Source organism: Embleya hyalina (genome assembly GCF_003967355.1).
Lineage (GTDB): Bacteria > Actinomycetota > Actinomycetes > Streptomycetales > Streptomycetaceae > Embleya > Embleya hyalina.
Genome location: NZ_BIFH01000047.1, coordinates 16,939 through 39,502 on the forward strand (window position 1 = coordinate 16,939; position 22,564 = coordinate 39,502).

A 22,564-nucleotide genomic window follows, 5' to 3' on the forward strand; every position below is an offset into this window, starting at 1 on the left:
CCTCGGGCACCGGTGATCCGGTGCGCCGGGTGACCCGGTCCGCCGACGGACCGGGTCACCCGTGCGCGAGGCGGGTCAACCCTGGAACTGCGGGCCCTGCGGTGGCGAGTCCAGGCGGCGCAGCTGGGGCGGACCGCCGTGGCCCTGGGGCGGGGTGCCCTGATGCGGCTGCGGGGGCATGCCCATGCCCTGCGGCGGGGTCATGCCCGGTTGGTACTGCCCGGGCGGCTGCGGGGCGCCGTGGGAGGGCGTGTACGGGCCCGGGGGCTGGGGTGCGCCGTGCGCGGGCGTGTACATACCGGGAGCCGGGAGCTGCGGGCCGCCCGGGGGCATGTGCATCACGCCCGGCGGCGTCTGGAAGGCGACGCCGTGCGAGGGGGTGCCGGGAGGCTGCGCGAAGCCCTGCGGCGGGGTGCCGCCGGGGCCGGGCGGCGGTGGCACGGGCGCGCCGGCGGAGGGCGTCTGCGGGTAGCCGGGAGGCGGGCCGCCGAACGTGTGCGGCGCCGGCGGCGGCGGGATCGTCGGGCCGTCGTGGCGCGGCGGGGGCGGCACCGGGGAGCCGCCGTACGGCGCGTTCCCGGAGACGGGCAGCACGCCCTGGGGCGGCTGCTGCCGCGCGGGCGGGGCACCCTGGCCGTACTGGGGCAGCACGGCGGTGGGTGCCGCGTCCTGGTAGGTCGGCTGCGGCGGCGCCGGGGGGTTGCCGAAGACCGGGGCCGGCGGCGGGGCCGGCGCGGTGGGCGGCGACTGGTGCACCGGCGGCAGCGGTACGGGAGCCGGGGCGGGCGGGGCGCTCGCGGGGGCCGGTTCGTCGTCGACGCTGATTCCGTAGTCGGTCGCCAGACCGGCGAGACCGCTCGCGTAGCCCTGGCCGACCGCCCGGAACTTCCACTGGTCGCCGCGCCGGTAGATCTCGCCGAACACGAACGCGGTCTCGGTGGTCGCACCGACGATCGGGAAGTTGAGCAGCTCGCCGCCGCCGTCGACGTCGTACAGTCGAAGGACCAGGCCGGGCACCGCGCCGATGGTGCCGCCGTCGGCGGAGGCGGCCACGATCACGTGCCGGACATCCGGGGTGAGCGCGGCGACGTCCACGCGGACGCCGTCGGTGCAGCGGTCGGGGGCGGTGTGCTTGCCCTCGTGGACGACCGTGCCGGAAGGGTGTCTGGGCTGGTTGTAGAAGACGAAATCGTGGTCGCCGCGCACTTTGTCGTCCGCGCCGAGCAGCAGGGCCGAGGCGTCCATGTCCGGGACACCGGCTCCCGGCCGCCATTCGAGGACCACGCGCACGGACCGGGCGGGGAGGGCCGTATTCGCTCCCTTGGACATCACCTGGGTCATGTCCCCATCCTGCCGTCCCGACGGAGTCGGACTCAACGTGGGTCGCGGCCGTGACGATTGTGTGAACACATGGTCCTATAACCGGATCGTACGTCTTCGATTTTGCTTTTCGGTTACCGTAGGCAGCACCTGCCGGCGGCTCACCGGCTCGGCGCGTAATGCGCCTTTCGATACATCCGGGGCGGGTACGGGTTCCCTTCCCGACGCGCCTGTGCCATCACCACCGACGGTCGAGGGGGATCAGATCACGATGCGGCATTTCGGCTACCTGGACGACGCGGTCCGCGACCATCTGTTCCACCGCGAGCCGGAGACCTTCGACCGGGACAGCGATGCCGGCGTCCTCGCCTCGGCTCTCGGCGCGACCCTGTACAGCCCCGCGACGCGCGGGACGCTCGCGAAGGACATCGCCAAGCAGGCCGCCCGCGGGGTGACCTCGATGGTGTTGTGCCTGGAGGACTCGATCGACGACCGCGATGTGGTCGGCGCCGAGCAGAACCTGGTCGAGCAGTTGGCCGCGTTCGCCGACTCCGGGGCCGAGGGGCCGCTGCTGTTCATCCGGGTCCGCCACCCCGAGCAGATCACCGACCTCGCCGAACGACTCGGCGACACGCTCGACGTGCTGACCGGATTCGTCCTGCCCAAGTTCGAACCGGACAGCGGCGCGCGCTACCTCAAGGCGCTGGACGAGGCGATCACGATGAGTGGTCGCCGACTGTTCGCGATGCCCGTCCTGGAATCGCCGTCGATCGCCTACATCGAGCACCGGCGGGCCGTGCTCGCCGAACTCGTCGAGCTGATCGCCGCGCACCGCGAGCGGATCCTGGCGGTACGGATCGGGGCCACCGACTTCCAGTCCGCGTACGCGCTGCGCCGCTCGCGCGATCTGACCGCCTACGACGTGCACCTGGTGGCGCAGCTGATCGGCGACATCGTCAACGTCTTCGGTCGGGCCGACGGCACCGGACACGTGATCAGCGGGCCGGTGTGGGAGTACTTCCCGCAGGGCGAGCGGTTGTTCAAGCCGCAACTGCGGCGCACGCCGTTCGCCGAGGCCGAGGATCCGGAGGCGGTCGACCTGCGCACCCGGCTGATCTCCGCCGACCTGGACGGGCTGATCCGCGAACTCGAACTGGACAAGGCCAACGGCCTGCTCGGCAAGACCGCGATCCACCCCAGCCACGTCGCGGTGATCCACGCGATGTCGGTGGTCACGCACGAGGAGTACTGCGACGCCGGCGACATCCTCGCGGAGGGCGCGGCCGGCGGCGGGGTGCTGCGCTCGGCGTACACCAACAAGATGAACGAGGTGAAGCCGCACCGCGCGTGGGCACAGGCGGTAATGCGCCGGGCGCGCGCGTTCGGCGTGGCCCGCGAGGACGTCACGTTCGTGGACCTGCTCGCGGCGGGGGTCATGGAGTGAGCCGGCCGCCGGGGCGGGACGTCCCGGCGGGGTCGGTCGATACGGGGCAACGAGGGAAGCGGGTTCGTGCGTGACGCGACATCGGATGGAAACCGGGCCGGGCGGGGCGACCGCGTCGGGCGGGTCGACGGATACGGAGACCTGGGCGGGGAGTTGGGTCGCCGAGCGACTCGGCGTGGCGCTCGCCGGGGACGGGCTCGACGCGCTGGTCGGGCTCGCGCTGCGGCGCAACCCGCGCCGGGCCCACCTGCTGGTGTCCACCGTGTTGGGCAAGCACGTCCCGCAACTGCCCGAGGTGGTGCACGACGCGGGCCGCGACCTGGGCACGCGGGTGGCGCGCGTGCTGGCCGGCGAACCGACGCCGGTGGTGCTCGGCTACGCGGAGACCGCCACCGGCCTGGGGCACTGTGTGGCCGAGGCCCTGCCGGGGGCGGCCTACCTGCACTCCACCCGACGTCCGGTGGCCGGGGTGGAGCGGTTCGGCGCCTTCGAGGAGGAGCACTCGCACGCCACCTCGCACCTGATCCTGCCGCGTGATCGCGAACTGCTCTCCGGGAGCGGGCCGTTGGTCCTGGTGGACGACGAACTGTCCACCGGGCGCACGGTGTCCAACACGATCCGGGAACTGCACGCGGTCGCGCCTCGGACGCACTACGTGATCGCCGCGCTGATCGACGTGCGCGGTCCCGCCGACCGGGCCGAGTTCGAGGTCTTCGCGGCCGAACTCGGCGTCCGGGTGGACGTGGTGGCGCTCGCGGCCGGCACCGTGGACCTGCCCGAGGACGTGCTCGCGCGCGGCACCGCGCTGGTCGCCGCGCACGAGGCCGGCGGGCCGGCGGACGAGCCGCCCGGCACGGTGCGCACCCTCGACCTGGACTGGCCGGCCGACCTGCCCGACGGCGGGCGGCACGGGTTCACCCAGGCCGACCAGGACGCCCTGGAGCGGATCCTGCCCGCCTTCGGCGCGGCGCTGGCCGGTCAGGTGGTGGGCCGGCGGATCCTGGTCCTGGGCTTCGAGGAACTGATGTACACGCCGCTGCGGTTGGCCCGCGTGCTGGCCGAGCACGTGCCGGCCGGGGTCGAGGTGCGCTACTCGACCACGACCCGCTCGCCGGTGCTGGCCGTGGACGATCCCGGCTACGCGATCCGCACCCGGTTGCGATTCCCCGCCCACGACGATCCGGCGGACGGGCCCGGCGAGCGCTACGCGTACAACGTCGCGGCCGGCGCCGACCCCGAGCGGCGCTTCGACGAGGTGCTGATCGTCGTCGACTCGGTCGCCGACACCCCCGAACTGCGCGCTCCCGGTGGGCTGTTGGACGCGCTGTCCCGGGTCACCGACCACGTCGGTCTGCTCGTCGTCCCCTCCTTCACCCCCGAGGTGCGCAGGTCATGAACCACCAGTCCGTGAACGATCGGCCCGGTGCGGCCGGACCCGACACCGGGAAGCTGCCGGAGCCGCTGTACGGTCCCGCGTTCTCCTCCTACGCCGCCGACGAGGTCGCCTGGCTGCTCAAGGACCTGTCCGCGGTCGAGTTGGAGGCGCCGCTGGAGGAGCGCGAGGAGGCGATCCAGCACGCGGGCGCGCACTACGCCGAGTCGCTGCCCATCGAGTACCAGCCCTCGCCCGAGTACCAGGCGCTGTTCCACGCCGCGCTGGACGCCTCGGCGGAGCGGATCGCGCACGCGGTCGGCGTGGTCACCGAGACCATCCTGGCCGAGCGCGGCCGGGACGCGGTGCTGGTCTCGCTGGCCCGTGCCGGCACCCCGGTGGGCGTGCTGATGCGCCGCTGGGCCCGACGCGCGCACGGCCTGACGCTGCCGCACTTCGCCGTGTCGATCGTGCGCGGACGCGGCATCGACACCACCGCGCTGCGTTGGCTGGGCCGCGAGTTCGACCCGTCGCGGATCGTCTTCGTGGACGGCTGGACCGGCAAGGGCGCGATCACCCGCGAGTTGTCCGACGCGCTGGACCTGACCGCGGCGACCACCGGCATGCGCTTCGACCCGGAGTTGGCCGTGCTCGCCGACCCGGGCTCGTGTGTGCGTACCTACGGCACCCGGGACGACTTCCTGATCCCGTCCGCGTGCCTGAACTCGACGGTGTCCGGACTGGTCTCGCGCACCGTGCTGCGCGACGACCTGATCGGCCCGGACGAGTTCCACGGCGCGAAGTTCTACGCCGAGTTGGCCGGCGCGGACGTGTCCGGGTCGTTCCTGGACGCCGTCGCCGAACGGTTCGACGCGGTGGCCGAGGACGTGGCGCGCGACCAGCCGGCGCTCGCCGCGAGCGACCGCACGCCGACCTGGGCCGGATGGCGCGCGGTCGAGCGGATCGGCACCGAGTACGGGATCGACAACATCAACCTGATCAAGCCCGGGGTCGGCGAGACCACGCGGGTGTTGCTGCGCCGGGTGCCGTGGCAGATCCTGGCCCGCGAGGGGGTCGGCGCGGAGCTGGACCACGTGCGGATGCTCGCCGCCCAGCGCGGGGTGCCGGTGATCGACGTGGACGACCTGCCGTACTCGTGCGTGGGTCTGGTCAAACCGGGCTTTCGCCGGGACGGGAGCGCCGCGTGAACGTGCTGGTGGCCAGTGACCTGGACCGGACCCTGATCTACTCGAAGGCGGCCGCACGGCTGGGGCTGGGCCCCGAGGAGCCGACGCCCGAGCTGGTGTGCGTGGAGGAGTACGAGGGCGCGCCGATGTCCTTCGTCACCCGCCGGGCGGGCGAGCTGCTGGCCGAACTCGCCGAGCACAGCACGTTCGTGCCCACCACCACCCGTACCAGGGAGCAGTACGGGCGGATCGTACTGCCCGGCCGGGCGCCGGAGTTCGCGATCTGTGCCAATGGCGGCCACCTGCTCGTGCACGGCGAGAGCGATCCGGACTGGCACGCCGGGGTGCGCAAGACGCTCGCCGCGAAGGCCGCGCCGCTGCCGGAGGTGATCGCCCATCTCGAAGTGGTCGCCCGACCCGAGTGGACGCTCAAACTCCGGGTGGCCGAGGACCTGTTCGGTTACCTGGTGGTGGAACGCGCGGCGCTGCCGCCGGAGTTCGTGCCGGAGTTGACCGAATGGGCGAACGCGCGCGGCTACGGCGTCTCGCTCCAGGGACGCAAGCTCTACCTCGTTCCGGACGCGTTGACCAAGGGCGACGCGGTGCGCGAGGTGGCCCGACGGGCCTCGGCCGACGCGGTGTTCGCGGCCGGCGACTCGCTCCTGGACATCGAACTGCTGCGGGCCGCGGTCGCCGGGGTGCGGCCGGGGCACGGCGAACTGGCCGACAGCCACTGGTCGGCGCCGCACGTGGAGGCGTTGGACGCGATGGGACTGTCCGCGGGGGAGCGGATCGCGGAGTGGCTGCTGGAGCGGAGTCGCAGTCGGCCGGTGGTCGGCGCGTAGCCGGTCGGCGCACCGGTTCGGGTGATCGGGGCCGGCTCCGGTCCGGGCGCGGTTGAATGGTGCGCGACGAGGAGGAGGGGTCGTCGTGGGACCTGCCGAGTGTGTCGTGTGGTGGGCCGAGCCGGATCCGGACGCGGTCGCGCGGGCCTGGTTCGACGCGGCGGAGCGGGCCAGATACGAGCGGTATCGCCGTCCGGCCGACCGGGCCAGGTTCGCCACCGCGCGGGCGCTGGCCCGGCGGGTGCTGGCGGCTCGGCTCGACGTGGCCCCGGGCGAGGTGCGCTTCGACACGACCTGCCGGCTCTGCGGGTGCGACCGGGGCAAGCCGAGGGTGGCGCACGGCCCGGCCGGGCTCGACTTCTCCATCTCGCACGCCGGGGAGCGGGTCGTGCTCGCGGTGGTCGAGGGCGCCGAGGTGGGCGTGGACGTGGAGCGGATCGCCACCGTCGAGGGCACCCTGTCGAGCGCCGAACTGGCCGCGCGGGATCGGCTTCCGGCGCGTCTGCGGGCGGCCGACGCGATCACCCGGTGGACCCGCAAGGAGGCGCTGCTCAAGGTGTACGGGCTCGGCCTGACCGTCGATCCGCGCCGGTTGACGGTGTCCGGCGCGGGCGAGCCGCCGCGATTGCTGGACTGGCCGGACCCGCCGGAGGCGGCACGGGCGGCGGGAGTGCCGGGCGACCTCGCGGCGATCGACCCGGACGGCGGACATCCGCACCACGGGCAGGATGCGGTGCGGATGTACGACCTGGCGCCGGGCGTCGGCTACGCGGCGACGGTGGCGCTGCGCGGACCCGGGCCGGACACGGTGCGCGAGCGCTGGGTGGACGCGGTGTCGGTGCCGGGCGGGGCGGCGCCGGACCGGTCAGACGCAGGCGCCGCGGACGGTCAGTAGTTCGGCGCGGGCGTGCAGCTGTCGGCCGCACTCCATGTCGAAGGTCAGCTCGAAGCCGTCGCGCGCGGCGCGCACCCGGGTCAGCGCGACCTCGGTGAACCGGTCGAGCGCGCCGCACAACTCGTGCATGACCACCCCGGTCGAGGACAGGCCGAGCACCGTGCCGTCGCCGAGGGTGACCACGTCGCAGCCGCGGTTGCCGGTCGCCGCCTGGGCGTCGGTCACCCGCAGCGGGCCGCGCCCGAGCGAGTGCAGCCAGCTGACCGCCAGGCGATGCAGCACCGCGCGCTCCTCCTCGTAGGCGACGGCCATCATGCGGTGCATGTCGGTTATGTCGTCGTTGTGCAGGGGCAACACCGGGGCCGTCCGCGGGGCCCGGCGCAGCGCACGCAGGCAGGGCGGTACCAGGACGAGGAGAAACACGAACAGGAGCATCAAGAGCACGGGCATGTGCGACTTCCCGGTGTCAGCATCGTGGTCGCCGGCGCGGCGCGCGGGATCCGTCCCCGGCGCCTCGGCTCTCCGCCCCGAGCGCCCGGGGTCTCGCACCCGAGCGCCACGGGGTTTCGCCCCCGTGAATCGGGACCAAGGTCTCGAAGTCGGCCGGTCCGTCGACTTTAAACCTTGAATTTCGGGAAAGTGGCCACCGGTGCCGATTCTTTACCCGACCGCTCGAACGCGGCGACGAAATCGCTACACGGAGTTGCGAATCGGGCGTCGATTACCGAAAATCCCGACTTTCGGGCGGCGGATGATTGCTGTGCGTAGTGTCAGGGTTTGGCGTCAGTGCGGGCCGGGGCCGGCCCGGTCCTCGCGGATCACCTGCACGGTGGCCGCGACCTCGGCGCGGATGTCCCGGGTCTCGCTGAGGAAGCGCCACCAGTCCGGGCGGGGCTGCTCGGGCTCCGCGGCGATCGCCTCCAGGCGGTACACCAGCGCGTCCAGCCGGCGGGCGTAGCGCTCCTCGGCGTTGGCCCGGCCGCCGAGGGCGAGCCGCTGGGCGTCGCGCAGCGCGAATCGGGTGCGCTCCAGCTCGGCCTCCGGGTCGCGGGCCACCTCCTCCAGCGCGTGCAGCCGATCGCTGACCGAGGCCATCGCCTCGTCGGCGTCCTTGAGGGTGGCCCGGGCGGTGGCCAGCCGGCTGACCGCGTCGGCGTACTCGCCGCGCCCGGCCGCGGCGCCGGCCTCCTCCAGGCGGCTGCGGGCCACGCCCAGGGACTGTCGGGTGCGCGCCGGGACCTGCTCCAGGTCGACCCAGCAGGACTGTACGTAGTCGCGGCGCAGTCGGTGCAGGGCCGGCTCGATCGTGGCCAGGCGGGATTCCAGCGCCTGGGCGCGGGTGCGCAGCGAGGACAGCCGGTTGGTGACCTCCTCGCGCTGCCTGGGCAGCCGCTCGGCCTCCGCGCGCAGCTCGCCGGCCGCGATCTCGATCCGCCGGGCCACATCCAGCGTGCCCGGGATGCCGAGCGCGGCCGGGCCCCGGTCCAGCTCGGTCAGGTCGGCGCGCACGGCGGCCAGTCGGGCGGCGAGCGTGGTCGAGCCGAGGCCCGCCCGCTCGGTCTCGGCGACCGCTTGTTCGGCCTCGGCGGCGGCCCGGCGGGCGCGGTCCACGGCGGGGGGCAGTTGGCCGAGCGCCTGTTCGGCGTCGGCGAGCAGCGGGCCGAGCGAGGTGCCGAATCGGTCCAGTTCCTGGCGCACGGCGTCGAGCCGACTCGCCACCTCGGCCAACTCCCGCCGGGCGGAGTCGTATTCGTCGGTCTCCAGCTCCACGTCGAGCGGATGCCGGTCCATCAGCGCGATGTAGGCCGCGCTCGCCTCGTCGATCCGCAGGCTCACCGCGGCGAAGCCGCGCAGCGCGTCCTCGGTGCCGCGCGCGCCGCGTACGGCTCGGACCGTCTCCAGCGAGAGCATCATGTCCCGCTGTGCGGTGTCCAACTGGAGGAACGCCTCGCCCGCCGCCTCGCGCGCGGCCAGCGCGGCCGAGCGGGCGGCGTCCTTGCGCCGGCGCCACGGGCGGGTCTCGCCGCCGGCGAACGCGCCCGGGAGCAGAGCCGGGAGCAGCGGCGCGAGCGTGACCCACAGGGGAAGGCCGCCCCCGAGGGACCGTCGTGCGGATCCGACCACCACGCCTGCTCCCGTCACCGTGTGAACTGTGCGCACTCCATCCTGCCCATCCTTCCAGGTGCTGTCCGATGGAGGTCCACCAACCGTCGCTTCGGCGCGTGTCCGGGGGTGGACCGGGCGCCTGGGGGCGGTGTGGGACGGGCCGTCGGGCCTGGTGGGCGGGCGGGTGCGGCGGGGTGGGGGCGGTGCCGGGCCCGGCGGCCGTTGTGGGTGACCGCCGGGCGTGGTGGGGGCGGGGATGGAGCAGGGTGTGACGGGGTGGTTCCGGTGGGTGTTTCGGTCAGAAGGTCACGTCGGAGCAGGAGTAGAACGCGTTGTCGGTGTCGTCGACGTCCCAGACGGCGAAGATCAGCGCGCGGCCGGTGCGGCCGGCCGGGAGGGTGCCGGTGTGCACCTGGTGCGCGGCGGGCAGGGCACCGTGATACGGGACGGTCAGGAACGGGGTGCTCTCGATCTGGGCGCGACTGATCGGGGTCGCGGGGTTCCAGGTCGGCTTGGTGATGTAGTAGCGGAACGAGGTGGTCGAGTGCCGGGCCTCGATCTCCCAGGTGAAGCTGAACGAGGCGCCGGAGGTGAGCGGGGTGGTCGGCCAGGCGCCGTTGCGCGGGTTGTCGAGCGGGGCCCAGCGGCCGTCCGCGCCTGCGCACAGCTGCCCGTCGGGCGGTCCGCCCGCGGGGTAACCCTTGGGACCCTCGACGCTCTGCGGCTCCCACTGGATGTCGCCGCAGCGCTTGACCTTGCCCTCGCCGCACAGCGCGGAGCGGCTGGCCGGGCTGGAGATGTACCCGTGGGCGGAGGCGGAGGACGCCGGCAGCAGGAACGGCAGGGCGAGCACCGAAGCGCTCAGCGTGGCCAGGATGGTGCTCTTGCGCATCGAACTTCTCCTCGTGAACGAAGTCGTGCCGGGACGGGCAGACTCGTTCGGACGCGGCCTCGAAACGGTCCGCGCGCGTGCGCACGTGCGCCGGAGCGCGGATGTCGCGAGTCGATGGGACGTCGACATCCGCATCCGAACGTGGAACCACACGGTCCGGGTGCGGATCGTGTCGGGTGCGACCTGCGCGAGTCGCGTGCCTTCGTTACCGGGGGCGCTCTTTCACGCTAGAAGCGGAGATTCCGGTCGGTCAATGGTCTGGACCACGTGCGGCACAAATTGGCGAACCCGGATCGGCGCGTTCGACGGCGGCCCGGCGGCGCGAGGGCCCGGCGGCGCGGTCGGGCGGCGGCGCCGGACGCACGGGCTCAGCCGGCCGGGTCGGGGATCGGGACGGCCGGGCCGGAGACGCGGACGCGGGGGTCGTGCTCGTCGAGGTCGACGGTGAGTACGCCGGGGCGGCCGAGGTCGTCGCCCTGGTGCAGGGTGAGCGTGGCCCGCGCGGGGACCAGGGCCAGGGCGCGCAGGTAGTGGCCGAGGGCCGCCGCGGCGGCGCCGGTGGCCGGGTCCTCGATCACGCCGCCGACCGGGAACGGGTCGCGGACGTGGAAGGTGTCCGCCGAGGTGCGTCGGACCAGTTGCAGTGTGGTCAGGTCGCGGGCCCGCATGAAGGCGGCGAGGCCGTCGAAGTCGTAGTCCAGGTCGGCCAGGCGGGACCGGGTCGCGGCGGCCAGGATCAGGTGGTGGGCACCGGCGTAGGCGTAGCCGGGCGGCAGTTCGGGGTCGAGGTCGTCGGCGCTCCAGCCGAGCAGGGCCAGCGCCTCGGCGACGTCGGCGGCCGGGGCGGGGGTGTGGTGCGGCTCGACGCTGGTCAGCGTGGCGCGGAGGCGGCCGTCGGGGCCGGGGGTGACGTCGACCGGGACGAGGCCGGCCCGGGTGGTGAAGGCGAGCGGGCCGGGGCCGATGCGTTCGGCGAGGGCGATCGCGGCGGCGATGGTGGCGTGGCCGCAGAAGGAGACCTCGGCGAGGGGGCTGAAGTAGCGGACGGTGTAGGCGCGGGGGGTGGTGGGTGCGGCTTCGGTTGTTGCGGGTTCGGCTTCGGCTTCGGCTTCGGGTTCGGGTTCGGCTTCGGGTTCGGCTTCGGGTTCGGTTCGGGTGAGGAACGCTGTTTCGGAGTAGCCGAGTTCGGCGGCGATCGTGAGCATGTCCCGGTCGGTCAGTGCGCCGGCGTCCAGGACCACGCCGGCGGGGTTGCCGCCGTTCGGGTCGGTGGAGAAGGCGGTGTAGCGAAGCGGGGCGTCGGTGGGTGCCGGGTCCGGTGTCGTCATGTCGCAGGGCAACGCCGCCGGGTGGCGGGACGATTCCCGGAGCCGGTGGCCGTCCGGGCGGCAATCGGCCGCCCGGCGGCGGGCCGTGGGGTCAGGCGTGGGCGGCGAGTCGCCAGAACGCGCGCATCGGGGCGGGCGGGGTGGGGCCCGCGAGTTGTACCTGGGTGAACAGGATGGCGGTGGTGCCGGTCGCCGGGACGATGTGGGCCGTGGTGCCGGTGCCGCCGATCCATCCGTAGCGGCCGGGGACGTTCCACGGGTTGACGGCCTCGATGTCGACGGAGCCGCCGAAGCCCCACCCCTGGCCCTCCAGGAACAGGTCGGTGGCCTTGCGCTGCGCCTCGGGCAGGTGGTTGGTGGTCATCCGGCGGATCGACTCGGGGGAGAGCAGACGCCGCCCGGCGACGGTGCCCTCGGCGAGGAGCAGGCGGGCGAAGGCGTGGTAGTCGTCCACGGTGGAGACCAGGCCGCCGCCACCGGACGGGAAGGCGGGCGGGGTGCTCCACTGGCCGGTCGGGGCGTCGACGGTGAGGAGGGCGCCGCCGTCCGGGTCGGGGAGGTGGCAGGTGGTGAACCGCCCCAGGTCGGCGGGCGGTACCGCGAAGCCGGTGTCGACCATGCCGAGCGGTTCGAACAGTCGTTCCGCGAGGAATTCGGGCAGCGCACGACCGGTCGCCCGGGCGATCAGTACGCCGAGGATGTCCGAACAGGTGTTGTAGAGCCAGGCCTCGCCCGGCTGGTGGAGCAGCGGGATGTCGGACAGCCGCGCCATCCACTCGTCGGGCGCGGGCACCTGTTGCGGCTGCGGGGGACCCTGGCCCAGCCGTTCCATCAGCGGGACGAGCGCGGGCAGCGAGAAGTCGCTCGGAAAGCCGTAGCCGGCCCGGGAGGTGAGCAGGTCGAGCACGGTGATCGGGCGATCGGCGGGGACCACGTCGTCGATCTCGGCGGTGGGGGTGCGGACCACGCTGCGGTCGGCCAGTTCCGGGAGGAGGTCGTCGACCGGGTCGTCGAAGGTGATCCGGCCGTCGTCGATCAGCATCATCGCCGCGGCGGCGACGACGGGCTTGGTGAGCGACGCGATGCGGAAGATCGAGTCCCGGGCCATCGGGGCGGTGCCGGCGGTGTCGAGGGAGCCGGCGGCCCGTACCTCGACGCGGTCGCCGCGGGCGATCAGGGCGACGGCGCCCGGGAGTGTTCCCTCGGCGATGTGGGTTTCGAGCAGCGTTCGCAGGTCGTCGGGGGTGTTCGGGTTCATCGGGTCGGCTCCTCGGGGGGCGACGTGCGGGTCGGCTCCGTGTGCGCGGCGGCCTCCGTACCGTCGAGTACCGCCGAAAGGGAGACTCCCCGGGGAGGCGCGGAATCATCGCTCCGACACGGGCGACATCGCGGGCGAACGGCGGTCGGGTCGTGGGACACGGTGGGCGGATCGGTACGGACCGTGTGCCGCGGACGACGTGGGGTGCGGTTCAATACCGTGGCCTCGGAATTCAACTGCCTTGGCGTGGAACGTACTTCATGTTCCGGGCGAATTTCCGTGACGCGCCGGGGGGTCCACCGCGTTCTACCTAGTGGGTGAGCGGGCGGCATGCGGCGCGGGTCCGGCGGGTTGCCGGTCGCGCTCCGTGGCCGCGCCCGTTTCCGGTACGGAAGGGTGCGGAACGGAACGGCCGCCCGATCCGAGAGGAGAGCGGGTTGCCCGCCGACACCGCTTCGGGGCGGGGCACGACACGTGGTGGAACGGATGTCTAGGAGACAGCAGGCCGATGGGATCCCCGGGTTCTGAGGAACAGCAGTTGGCCGCCGCGATGCGCGGGGCGGCGACCGAATTGATCCCGCCCGCGGGGTTGGTCGCGGGCGGGATCACCCGGGGGCGACGGATGCGCCGGGCGCGTCGGATGCGGATCGGCGCGTCGGCGGTGGCGGTGGTGGCGCTGGGCGGAGCCGCCGCGGTGGTGCTCCCGGGGATGGACGACGGCCGGTCGGCGATACGGGCGACGTCGGGCCCGGCGGGCGGGCAGAGCGGTGCGCCCGGGCCGAGTACGAGCCCTCCTTCCGACCCGGCGGCCGTGCCGCCGGCGGGCCGGGAGGCCGTCTCCCCGCAGGAGATCGCGCGGATCCTGCGGCAGATGCCGATGGGCGACAACATGCGGGACGCCACCGGGGCCGGGATCGTGCCGACGGCGGGGGAACCGACGTCGGTGGGTGCGTTCGCCATGGTGTTGGTGGTGAGCAACAAGGGAGCGGCGACGCTGACGGTGACGGTGCAGGCGAGCGGTCGGGATGCCGCGGGTGACGATTGCGCGGCGGTACGGAAGATGTACCGCCTCTGCGACGTCTTCGTGGAATCCGACGGCACCCACGGCTATCTCGCGCAGACTCGGCCCGAGGGGCAGACCGTGGACCCCGGGGGCAAGGAACCCTCCGCATGGGCCGCGCAGGTGATCCGACGCGACGGCGTGCGGGTTTCGGCGACGTCGACGTCGAGGGTCGACGCCGGGACCCTGGGGATTCCGGGCTATGCGATCGTGTCGATCAAGCAGCTCCGGGACATCGTGATGTCGCCGAGTTGGTCGCTCTGGGTCGAGCCGGAGGTCAATCGGGCCGCGCGGGCGAAGATGCTCGATTTCCGGGAACAGATCCCGACCAGCCTTCCCCGGACGCCGCCGAACCGGGACCGGCCGAGCAGCACCGCGCTCCCGCCCGCGCCGACGGGCACGCCCTCGCAGTTGCCGGGCGCGGGCTGGGGGAGCGGGGGCGGGGGCGCGGGGCGGTAGGTGCCTGGTGCCTGGTGCCTGGTACCTGGTGCCGTTCAGGCCAGGCGGGTGCAGAGGAGGGCGTCGGGGGTGCCGGACGAGCCGACTCGGCGGGTGAAGGCGACGCCGGCCGCGTATTCGTCGGCGTTGCACTGGCCCTTGTACGCGCCGGACGCGAACTCGCCGCCCGTGCCGTCGGTGCTGTTCGCGGGGCGGTTGTCGCCTCGATCGAACCACAGGGTGCGGGCCCGGGTGCCGAGCGCGGCGCCGGCGGGTCGGGTGCACAGGATCGCGGAGACGGTCGCGCCGCGCACGCTGTACCCGGTGATCGCCATGCCGGTGGGGCACTGGAGCTTGGTGTAGCCCGTCGCCCAGTCGTCGCGCACGTACGATTCGTCGCGCACCACCGTGATGTCGGCACCCGGCGCGCCGAGGTCGGGGCCGCCGATCGTGGTGCACAGGCCCCGGTTGCCGGTGTGGGCCAGGCCGATGATCCGCTCGCCGTCGGGGCATACGCCCTTGCGGGCACCGGAGTCCCAGTCCGGTCGGGCGCGCATGCGCAGGGACGGTTGGGCGTCGGTGCTGCCCAGGTCGAGCATGTTCCATCGGGCTGACGGGGCGATCGGACCGGTGCGGCCGGCGGCGCCGATCAGCCTGGTCCAGGCGGCGGCGCGCCAGTCGTTCGGGTCGTCGAGGATGCCGCCGCGCACGCCGTCGGGGTCGTAGCGCAGGAGGGCCCAGGAGTCTCCCCGGCCGTTGCCCTTCCAGCCGAGCAACGGCCAGTAGGCGAAGTCGAGATCGCGTGCGACGAGGTAGTCGGTGAAGTTGGTGAACCAGGCCCGGGCGGCCGGGTCGGTCTCCTCCGCGCCGGTGCCGAACTCGCTGATCCACACGGGGGCGGTGTGGTGTTGCCCGTCGGTGGTCACGTATTGCGCCGATCGGTCGATCTCGGCGAACAGTTGATCACGCGTCAGGTCCTGGTAGCGGGCGTCGTGGGTCTCGCCGGTGCCGTACGCGCCGCTGTGGTTGGGGCCGGTGTACCCGTAGAAGTGCGCCGAGTAGACCAGCTTGTTCGGGTCGACGAGGGTGTGCGACAGGGTACGGACCGGGGTCAGGGTCGGGCGGCCGTGCGGCAGGCCGTCGAGCGGGATGCCGGTCCAGTTGATGCCCTCGACGATGATCAGCAGATCCGGGTTGGCCTCGGTGAGGATGCGGTTGCCCGCCAGGAGGGAGGCGGCCTGCCAGTCCTTGTCGTTGCCCCAGCCCCAGTTCGGGTCGTCGGTGATGTTGCGGCGGACCTCGTTGTACAGATCGGCGCCGACGACCCGCTTGTTGGTGCGGTAGCGGCTTGCCATGGTGACCCAGTCGTTCGCTCAGTCGGTGGTGCCGCGCGAGGTGTTCCAGCGTTCGTTGCCGTCCAGGCCGCAGCACCAACGGGTGGTGCCGGTGTGGTTGTTCAGCACGACCGCGAAGCCGTCGGCGGTCAGCGCGGCGACCACCGCGTCGAAGACCTGGAGCGGGGTCTTGCCGCGCAGTTCCGGGTTGGCGGCGACCGCGGTGTCGGGTACGGGGGCGCTCGCGTGCACCATTTCGTTGGAGAACGGCAGGCGGATGCTGTTGACGCCGACCGCGTGGAAGCCGGCCAGGATCGACGGCAGGCTCGCCCGGTCGAGCCCGAGCGGCATGCCGTTCGCGTTCTCGCCGCTGTGGTGGTTGGCGGGGTCGGCGATGTCGCCGGAGCCGTTCCAGGTGCCCTGGGCGCCCGCCCAGTTGGCGGAACGCAGCTTGAATCGTCGGCCGTCGGCGTCGATGATCCAGCGGCCGCTGGTGGAGAGGGGGGCGGCCCAGGACACGGCGCTCGGGGCGGCGGGGGTGGCGGGGGTGGCGGCGGCGTCGGCTCGGGTGGTGCTCAGGAGGCTGCCGGTGAGCGCGGCGACGGCGGCGCAGGCGGCGAGGGCGAGCGATCGGTGCCGGTTGCGATGCATGGGTACCTGCCTCGGTGAGGGGTTTCGGGGTCAGGCCGTTCGACCGGCCGCCGGCGGAAACACCGGCGACCTCGCCTCGACACGCACGTCCCCGCGGACCCGGCCGATCGAACCGGCCCACAAGGCGGCGAACGAGCCGCGTCCATGGCCGCGCACGGCCACGGCCACCCGACCCTCCCACCCCCAACCAACGAACTCCAGCCCAACACAGCCCCCTCCGAGCCCCCCAGCCCCGCCGACCCCGGCCACGCCGACCCCCCAGCCCCCGCCCCGCCTCCCCGGCGCCTACCGCCCCCCGCCCCACGAAGTGACCACTCCCACCCCAACCCGGCACGACGCACCCCCACAGATTCGGTAGGCTGTCCTCTCACATCCGGGCGCATAGCTCAGTTGGTTAGAGCACTGCTCTTACAAAGCAGGGGTCGACAGTTCGAGTCTGTCTGTGCCCACCCGATATGAAGCCCAGGTCGGTTTGCTGACCTGGGCTTATCGCTGTGCGTGACGGTGAGTCCGTCCGTTGGAGGGGCGCCCGGGGTGCGATGTCCCAAGGTGGACCGCGGACTTGGCGCGGTCGCCGTGCGTTCGACATCAGGGGGCCGGTCATCGGGCGGGCTTGGTAGCATCTGCTCGGCATCCTGTGCTTCCCGTCGGGTGTGCTCGCGCCCGTAGGGGGCGTCGGTGTGACGGGTTGGTGTCGTCGAGGTCGAGGATGGCTCGATGAGGGGTGGCGACGGGGTGGGTCGTGCCCTTCTCATCCCTGTCCGGCGGGCCAAATCCGGTGCGTTAATGTCCGACCCATGTCTACACCGACACCTCGCGCCGCCATGGGCGGACCAGCCGGTCCGTCCTCGGTGACGCCTTTCACGGCCGATGCCGGGGCGCCGTCCCGTGCCGGTCGGATTCTGCGTTCGGTGTGGTTGTGGCCGATGTTGCTCACCTTCGGTGTGGGGCTCTACAAGGTCGACACCCCGGAGCTCTGGCGCGATGAACTCGCGTCCCTGAGCGCGGCCGATCGTAGTGTTCCGCAGTTGTTGCGACTGCTGGAGCACGTGGATACCTCCAGCGGCGCGTACTACTTCTTCATGCACTGCTGGATGAAGGTCTTCGGAGACTCGGTCCTGGTGCTCCGGCTGCCCTCCGTCCTGGCCATGGCGGCCACCGCCGGCTGCCTGGCCGCGATCGGGCGCCGGATGCTCTCGGCGCGGGCCGGTGTCCTGGCGGCGCTGGTGTTCGCGGTGATTCCGTCGGTCTCCCGCTACGCGCAGGAGGTCCGCTCCTATGCCCTGACCATGTTCATGGTCACCCTCGCGACGCTCATGTTGCTGCGCGCGTTGGAACAGCCGCGTGCGCGACGGGCGAAGAGGCAGCGGATGTTGCGGTGGTTGCTCTTCGGGGGGAGCGTCGCGGTCGCGGGACTGCTGAGCCTGGTCTCGCTGGCGGTCCTGCCCGCCTTCGGGGTGCTGACGCTGTTGGAATGGCGACGGCAGCGTGACCGCCGGGTGTTGTGGGGCTTCGTATCGGCCTGCGTCGGCGGGGTGTCGGTCCTGATCCCGGTGGCCGTGAAGGCGGCCGGCCAGGCCAGTGCCCAGATCTCGTGGATCCCCGAACCGAGCCTGACGGACGTCGGACACCTCTGGCCGCAGATCGGCTGCTCCTACGCCGTCTCCTACGGCATGGCGGCCTGCCTGGTCCTGCTGTTGCTGCTCGCCGCGTTCCGCCGGATCGACCGCACCCAGGCCCTCACCGCGCTGACCCTCGCGGTGCTGCCCGTCGTGGTGGTCTGGCTGGTCTCGCAGGGTGGTCAGTCCTACTGGCTGGCGCGTTACCTGCTGTTCATCGTGCCGGCCTGGGCACTTGTCGCCGGCGCCGTGCTGTCCTGCCTCGGTCGTGTCGCGGCCGTGTCGGGGTTGGTCGTCGTCACCGCCCTCGGCGGGACGAATCAGGTGCAACTCCGCGCCCGCGGCTCGCACGACGTCTGGGACTACCCCCACAGCGTGAAGGCCGCCTCGGTCGACTACGAGGCCGCGGCGAAAGTCATCCAGGCGAATCACCAGCCCGGCGACGGGCTGGTGACCGCGCAGTGGCTCTGGGCGCCGTTCCTCTTCGACGTCGGCCTGCGCTACTACCTGCCCGAGGGGGAACTCGGACTGCGGAAGCCGGTACTGGCCCAGACCGCCAACAAGGCGGGGCTGCTCGGCCAGGTGGACACCGCCCAGCCACGCCGGCCGATCGGCAGCGAGCCCCGCCTGTGGCTCGTCACCCTCGTCGTGGGTGAGGAACTGGAGCCGTACCGCTTCATCGCGGGGGACATAGGGGCGGCCCTCCAGGCCCACTACCGCATCGAGAAGCAGTGGCGGGTCTCCTCGGGCGCGGAGGTCGCGCTCCTCGTACGGATCCCCTCACCGCCCAAGTAGCCGGGGTCGCGGGCCTGGCCGGTAGGCGGGTTCGGCCCCGTGCCGCTCAGGTCTCGCGGTCCGCGACCGGGGGACCGATCCGGCCGAGCCGGTTGTCGATGCCCCAGCCGGTGACCCGGAACAGCGCCTCGGCGAGGATGTCGCGGCTCATCTTGCTGGCGCCCAACTCGCGCTCGACGAAGGTGATCGGGACCTCGACCACGGAGAAGCCGGCCCGGACCGCGCGCCAGGCCAGGTCGACCTGGAAACAGTAGCCCTGCGAGGCGACCTGGCTCATGCCCAGACCCAGCAGGGTCTGCTTGCGGAAGGCCCGGTAGCCGCCGGTGACATCGCGGATCGGCACCCCCAGCATCAGCCGCGAGTACATGCTGCCGCCGCGTGAGATGAACTCGCGGCTCTTCGGCCAGTTCACCACCTCGCCGCCGGCCACCCAGCGCGAACCCAGCGCGAGGTCGGCGCCGCCGCGCAGCGCGGTCAACAACCGGGGCAGCTGTTCGGGCTGGTGCGAGCCGTCCGCGTCCATCTCCACCAGGATGTCGTAGCCCCGGTCGATGCCCCAGCGGAAGCCCGCGAGGTAGGCCGCGCCCAGCCCCTCCTTGCCGCGTCGGTGCAGCACCTGGAGGTTGGGGTCCTGGGCGGCCAGCCGGTCGACCTCCGCGCCGGTCCCGTCCGGACTGTTGTCGTCGGCCACCAGGATGTGGGCCTCGGGTACGGCGGTCCGGACCCGGGCGATGATCCTCCCGACGTTCAGGATCTCGTTGTACGTCGGGATGATCACGAGGATCTTGCCCAGGTCACCGAAGGCGTCGGCGCCCCCGGCGGTGCTGTCCGTCACGGACCGGCCCCTTCTTCGACATCTCGGCGACCCTCGGCCCCCTTACCGGTCCGACCGTGTCGCCGACAGAGCTGTCGTACGCCACCTCGAAACCGGATCACACGTCCGGCCCCGGTCGGAACCGCCCTGCAGGATACCCGGGTCCCGTGGAGCGGCGGCGCCATGGTCTCGGGGCCTGCGCGGCGGTCCGGCCGGGCGTTGTCCGGCGGCGGCCGGCCCGGTTGTGGGGGCGTGCGCCGGCCGTGAACGGGGCGCGGGGTCGCGGGCGTCGACGTCGGCCCAGACGGTCTTGCCGGCCCGGTGGGTACGCACGCCCCAGCGCGAGGCGATCGTGTCGAGGATGTGCAGGCCGAAGCCGCCTTCCTGCCGGGGGCCGGTGTCGCGCCGGGTCGGCGGTCGGGGGTCGGTGTCGGTGACCGACAGCCGCGCCCCGTGCCGGGTGCGGCGTACGGCCAGGCCGATGGGCCCGTCGGTGTGCAACCGCGCGTTGGTCGACAGCTCCGATACGACCAGGACGGCCGTCGCGACGCGGTCCTCGTCCCAGCCCCAGCCGGCGAGAGCGGCGCGCACCTCGTCCCGGGCCCGCCCGGCCGCACCGGTCTGTCGTGGCAACCGCCACCGGAAGAGGGAACGGCGAAGTCGAGTCATGACCGGACCTTCCTCGAAGACCAGGGACACGGGCGGACGGCGGACGGCGGACGGTGGACACGGGACGGGACTCCGGCTCGGCGCCGGCTCGCCGACCACTCGTACGAGCCGCACACCTGCCCCCTGATCGGCGACTCAAGCCTCGGCCGGCCGCGAGGACCGGCGCGAGTTCGGCCCGGCGGATCGGGGGCGGGGATGGACGGCTCCCCAAGGTGTGGACGACCTCTCCCACCACCGGGGCTGCCGGTCACCTCTGTGTTTCCCGAGTCGTCAGAGGTGTAGGTGGGTGTGGTGAGGGGGCGTGAGAGGTGGTTGGGCTTGGACGTGTACGAGGCCGTGGCGACTCGACGCGCGGTGCGCGCATTCACGGGCGATCCGGTTTCGCGGGAGGTGCTGGAACGGGTGCTGTCCGCCGCGTCCCGGGCGCCTTCCGGAGCCAATCTTCAGCCCTGGCACACCTACGTGCTGACCGGTTCCGCATTGGATCGGCTCAAGAAGCGCACCGCCGAGCGGGTGGCCGCCGGTGATCCCGGAGACGCGCGGGAGTACGAGATGTACCCGCCCGAACTGGGCGCGCCCTACCGCGAGCGGCGGTCCGCGGCCGCCGAGCAGCGCTATGGGGCGCTCGGCGTTTCGCGCCACGACCCGCGGGCACGCGCGCGGGTCGTGGCCGCGAACTGGGACTGCTTCGGGGCGCCCGCCGCGCTCTTGTGCTTCATCGACCGCGGGATGGGATCCGCCCAGTGGGCCGATCTCGGCATGTACCTCCAGACGGTCATGCTGCTGCTTCGCGCGGAGGGTCTGCACAGTTGTCCGCAGATGGCGTGGTCGGTGTATCGGGCGACCGTCGCGGAGGTCGTCTCACCCCCGGAGGGGCTGATTCTGTACTGCGGCCTGTCGATCGGCTTCGCGGATCCCACCACGGGTGCCTTCCGCACGGACCGGGCCCCGATCACCGAGACGACGACCTTCATGACGGACTGATCCCCTCGACCGCGGGCGGGCGTGGAACCAGGGAGTCGGTGTGGGTCGTGCCGCTGTCGGTGAGCACCTCGGTGATGGTCTGGGCCGGGCGGATCGGGGTGAAGGTGGTCTCGCCGGCCGGGGTGGTGCGGTAGCCGTGGATGGCCGGGCGGGGGAGCGAGTTGTAGGAGAAGTGGGTGGACAGGGAGTAGGCGCCCGTGTCGTGGAGGGCGAGGACGTCGCCCGGTTCGAGCACCGGCAGGTCGCGGGCGACCGCCGAGAGATCGCCCGCGAAGCACAGTGGGCCCGCGATGTCGTGGGGTTCGGTCGGGCCGGACTTCGGCCGGCCCTTCGCGTCGAACGCGTCGATGCGGATCGGCCAGGCCTCGGGCATCGACATGGCGCGGGTGAGGATCTGGCCGCCCGCGTGGGTGACGGCGATGCGGCGCCCGCCGGTGGTCTTGGTGTATTCGACGATCGAGGCGACGGTGCCGTTCTTGGCGAAGATCGCGCGGCCGAACTCGGTGATCAGGTCGTAGCGGCCGTCGAACAGGGTCGGTACGGCCCGGCGCAACTCGGCGACGTACTCGGCGAAGGTCGGCGTGTCGGTGTCGTCGGCGAAGTTCACCGGCAGGCCGCCGCCGATGTCCAGACCGGTGACCCGGCGCGGCCCCACCTCGGCGTTCACCCGCTCGGCCAGCGCGTGGGCCGCCGCCACGCCCTCGGCCATCAGCGGCAACGGGCAGCCCAGCGAGCCGACATGGGTGTGGATCCGGGTCAGCCAAGGGTGCCTGGCGAACGCCTGTACGACCGCCTCGGTCGCGCCCTCGTCGCGCAGCGCCACGCCGAACTTCGACGTCGAGGTGGCCGTACTCGTGGAATCCACCGAACCGCGCCCCACCTGGGGATTGACCCGGATCCCGAGCGGCGCCGGCGCGGGCCGACCCGCGAGCAGGGCGTCGACGCGGGCCAGTTCCTGGAAGTTGTCCACGTTGAGCGCGATGCCGTGGGCCAGGGCGAACTCCAACTCCGCGACGGTCTTGATCGGGCTGTCGTACACGATGCGCCCGGGCGCGAAGCCGGCCGCCAGGGCCAGCCGCAGCTCGCCGGGTGAGGCGACCTCGCAGTCCATCCCCGCCTCCGCCATCAGCCGCATCACCGGGGCGAGGGCGCACGCCTTGGCCGCGAAGGCGTGCCGGACCGGGGCCGGGGCGAACGCCGCGTGCAGTTCGGCGACCGTGCCGAGCAGCCCGTCCACGTCCAGCAGCCCGACCAGTGGTTCGGTCGCGCCCAGCAGCCCCTGCCGCACGGCCTCGGCCACCGCCGCGTCCCGGGCCGTGCGCCGCCGTCGAGCCGCATCGGAAGTCGTCTCCACCGGATCTCCTCGTCATTCGCCGCGAGTCACTCACCGCGCGCCCACGCCCACCTCGCGGGGACACCTCCGGCGCGCGGGAGGGCATCGCCGTACGCCGCCGCCCCGTCCGGACGCACGCCCAGCATCGCCACCCCGGCCGCGCCGAACATCGTCGAACGCGACGAACCGTCGGCTCGACGTTGTGGCGGGCGACGAGCGC

General features: G+C 72.9%; 15 protein-coding genes, 1 tRNA gene and 2 pseudogenes. 8 read left to right on the top strand and 10 right to left on the bottom strand.

The features are described 5' to 3' along the window. Positions 1-75: 75 nt before the first annotated feature. Positions 76-1,341 (bottom strand): TerD family protein, encoded by a 1,266-nt coding sequence (locus EMA17_RS44285; RefSeq protein WP_126642887.1) that lies wholly within the window; start codon positions 1,339-1,341, stop codon positions 76-78. A 250-nt stretch (positions 1,342-1,591) separates the two neighbouring features. Between EMA17_RS44285 and EMA17_RS44290 the strand changes: the two genes are divergently transcribed. The 4 genes and pseudogenes from EMA17_RS44290 (at position 1,592) to EMA17_RS44305 (ending at position 7,063) form a co-directional block, all read left to right on the top strand. Continuing rightward, positions 1,592-2,764 (top strand): HpcH/HpaI aldolase/citrate lyase family protein, encoded by a 1,173-nt coding sequence (locus EMA17_RS44290; protein WP_126642888.1) that lies wholly within the window; start codon positions 1,592-1,594, stop codon positions 2,762-2,764. An 85-nt stretch (positions 2,765-2,849) separates the two neighbouring features. Next, positions 2,850-5,344 (top strand): annotated as a pseudogene (locus EMA17_RS54880) (phosphoribosyltransferase). After that, positions 5,341-6,168 carry an HAD family hydrolase gene (locus tag EMA17_RS44300; RefSeq protein ID WP_126642889.1) on the top strand — a complete coding sequence of 276 codons (828 nt, stop codon included), beginning with the start codon at positions 5,341-5,343 and terminating at the stop codon, positions 6,166-6,168. Before EMA17_RS54880 ends, EMA17_RS44300 begins: the two are co-directional and overlap by 4 nt. 85 nt (positions 6,169-6,253) lie before the next feature. Next, on the top strand, positions 6,254-7,063 hold the full coding sequence (locus tag EMA17_RS44305; protein ID WP_160161786.1) for a 4'-phosphopantetheinyl transferase family protein: 810 nt from the start codon (positions 6,254-6,256) through the stop codon (positions 7,061-7,063). Here EMA17_RS44305 and EMA17_RS44310 read toward each other — a convergent pair. The 5 genes from EMA17_RS44310 to EMA17_RS44330 form a co-directional block, all read right to left on the bottom strand. After that, positions 7,034-7,513 (bottom strand): hypothetical protein, encoded by a 480-nt coding sequence (locus EMA17_RS44310; RefSeq protein ID WP_126642891.1) that lies wholly within the window; start codon positions 7,511-7,513, stop codon positions 7,034-7,036. The genes EMA17_RS44305 and EMA17_RS44310 overlap by 30 nt on opposite strands. 333 nt (positions 7,514-7,846) lie before the next feature. Next, a complete protein-coding gene (locus EMA17_RS44315) occupies positions 7,847-9,205 on the bottom strand; it encodes a hypothetical protein (RefSeq protein ID WP_126642892.1) in 1,359 nt (452 codons plus the stop codon). 262 nt (positions 9,206-9,467) lie between these two features. Next, complete coding sequence (locus tag EMA17_RS44320) at positions 9,468-10,061, bottom strand: lytic polysaccharide monooxygenase auxiliary activity family 9 protein (RefSeq protein ID WP_126642893.1); 594 nt, start codon at positions 10,059-10,061, stop codon at positions 9,468-9,470. Positions 10,062-10,429: 368 nt separating this feature from the next. Further along, a complete protein-coding gene (locus EMA17_RS44325; RefSeq protein ID WP_126642894.1) occupies positions 10,430-11,389 on the bottom strand; it encodes a PhzF family phenazine biosynthesis protein in 960 nt (319 codons plus the stop codon). A 91-nt stretch (positions 11,390-11,480) separates the two neighbouring features. Then, complete coding sequence (locus EMA17_RS44330; RefSeq protein ID WP_126642895.1) at positions 11,481-12,647, bottom strand: serine hydrolase domain-containing protein; 1,167 nt, start codon at positions 12,645-12,647, stop codon at positions 11,481-11,483. 508 nt (positions 12,648-13,155) lie between these two features. On the opposite strand from EMA17_RS44330, the gene EMA17_RS44335 reads away from it, so the two are divergent. Further along, the gene (locus EMA17_RS44335; protein WP_126642896.1) at positions 13,156-14,166 is read left to right on the top strand and encodes a hypothetical protein; all 1,011 of its coding nucleotides are present in this window, start codon (positions 13,156-13,158) and stop codon (positions 14,164-14,166) included. A 35-nt stretch (positions 14,167-14,201) separates the two neighbouring features. On the opposite strand, the pseudogene EMA17_RS44340 reads toward EMA17_RS44335, so the two are convergent. Then, a pseudogene (locus EMA17_RS44340) lies at positions 14,202-16,130 on the bottom strand (glycoside hydrolase family 5 protein). Between the two features lie 375 nt (positions 16,131-16,505). On the opposite strand from EMA17_RS44340, the gene EMA17_RS44345 reads away from it, so the two are divergent. Together EMA17_RS44345 and EMA17_RS44350 are read left to right on the top strand one after the other, a co-directional pair. Next, positions 16,506-16,579, top strand: a tRNA-Val gene (locus EMA17_RS44345). Positions 16,580-17,056: 477 nt separating this feature from the next. Beyond that, entirely contained in the window at positions 17,057-18,544 is a 1,488-nt protein-coding gene (locus EMA17_RS44350) for a glycosyltransferase family 39 protein (protein WP_160161787.1), read from the top strand. A 46-nt stretch (positions 18,545-18,590) separates the two neighbouring features. On the opposite strand, the gene EMA17_RS44355 is transcribed toward EMA17_RS44350, so the two are convergent. Then, positions 18,591-19,379, bottom strand: a complete 789-nt coding sequence (locus EMA17_RS44355; protein ID WP_126642898.1) for a polyprenol monophosphomannose synthase — start codon at positions 19,377-19,379, stop codon at positions 18,591-18,593. Between the two features lie 42 nt (positions 19,380-19,421). Then, positions 19,422-20,027, bottom strand: coding sequence for an ATP-binding protein (locus EMA17_RS44360; protein WP_126642899.1), 606 nt, complete (start codon positions 20,025-20,027; stop codon positions 19,422-19,424). Positions 20,028-20,345: 318 nt separating this feature from the next. Between EMA17_RS44360 and EMA17_RS44365 the strand changes: the two genes are divergently transcribed. Next, positions 20,346-21,011 (top strand): nitroreductase, encoded by a 666-nt coding sequence (locus EMA17_RS44365; protein ID WP_126642900.1) that lies wholly within the window; start codon positions 20,346-20,348, stop codon positions 21,009-21,011. Here EMA17_RS44365 and EMA17_RS44370 read toward each other — a convergent pair. Then, entirely contained in the window at positions 20,998-22,365 is a 1,368-nt protein-coding gene (locus EMA17_RS44370; RefSeq protein ID WP_126642901.1) for a type III PLP-dependent enzyme domain-containing protein, read from the bottom strand. The two genes, EMA17_RS44365 and EMA17_RS44370, sit on opposite strands and share 14 nt — an antisense overlap. Positions 22,366-22,564: the final 199 nt, after the last annotated feature.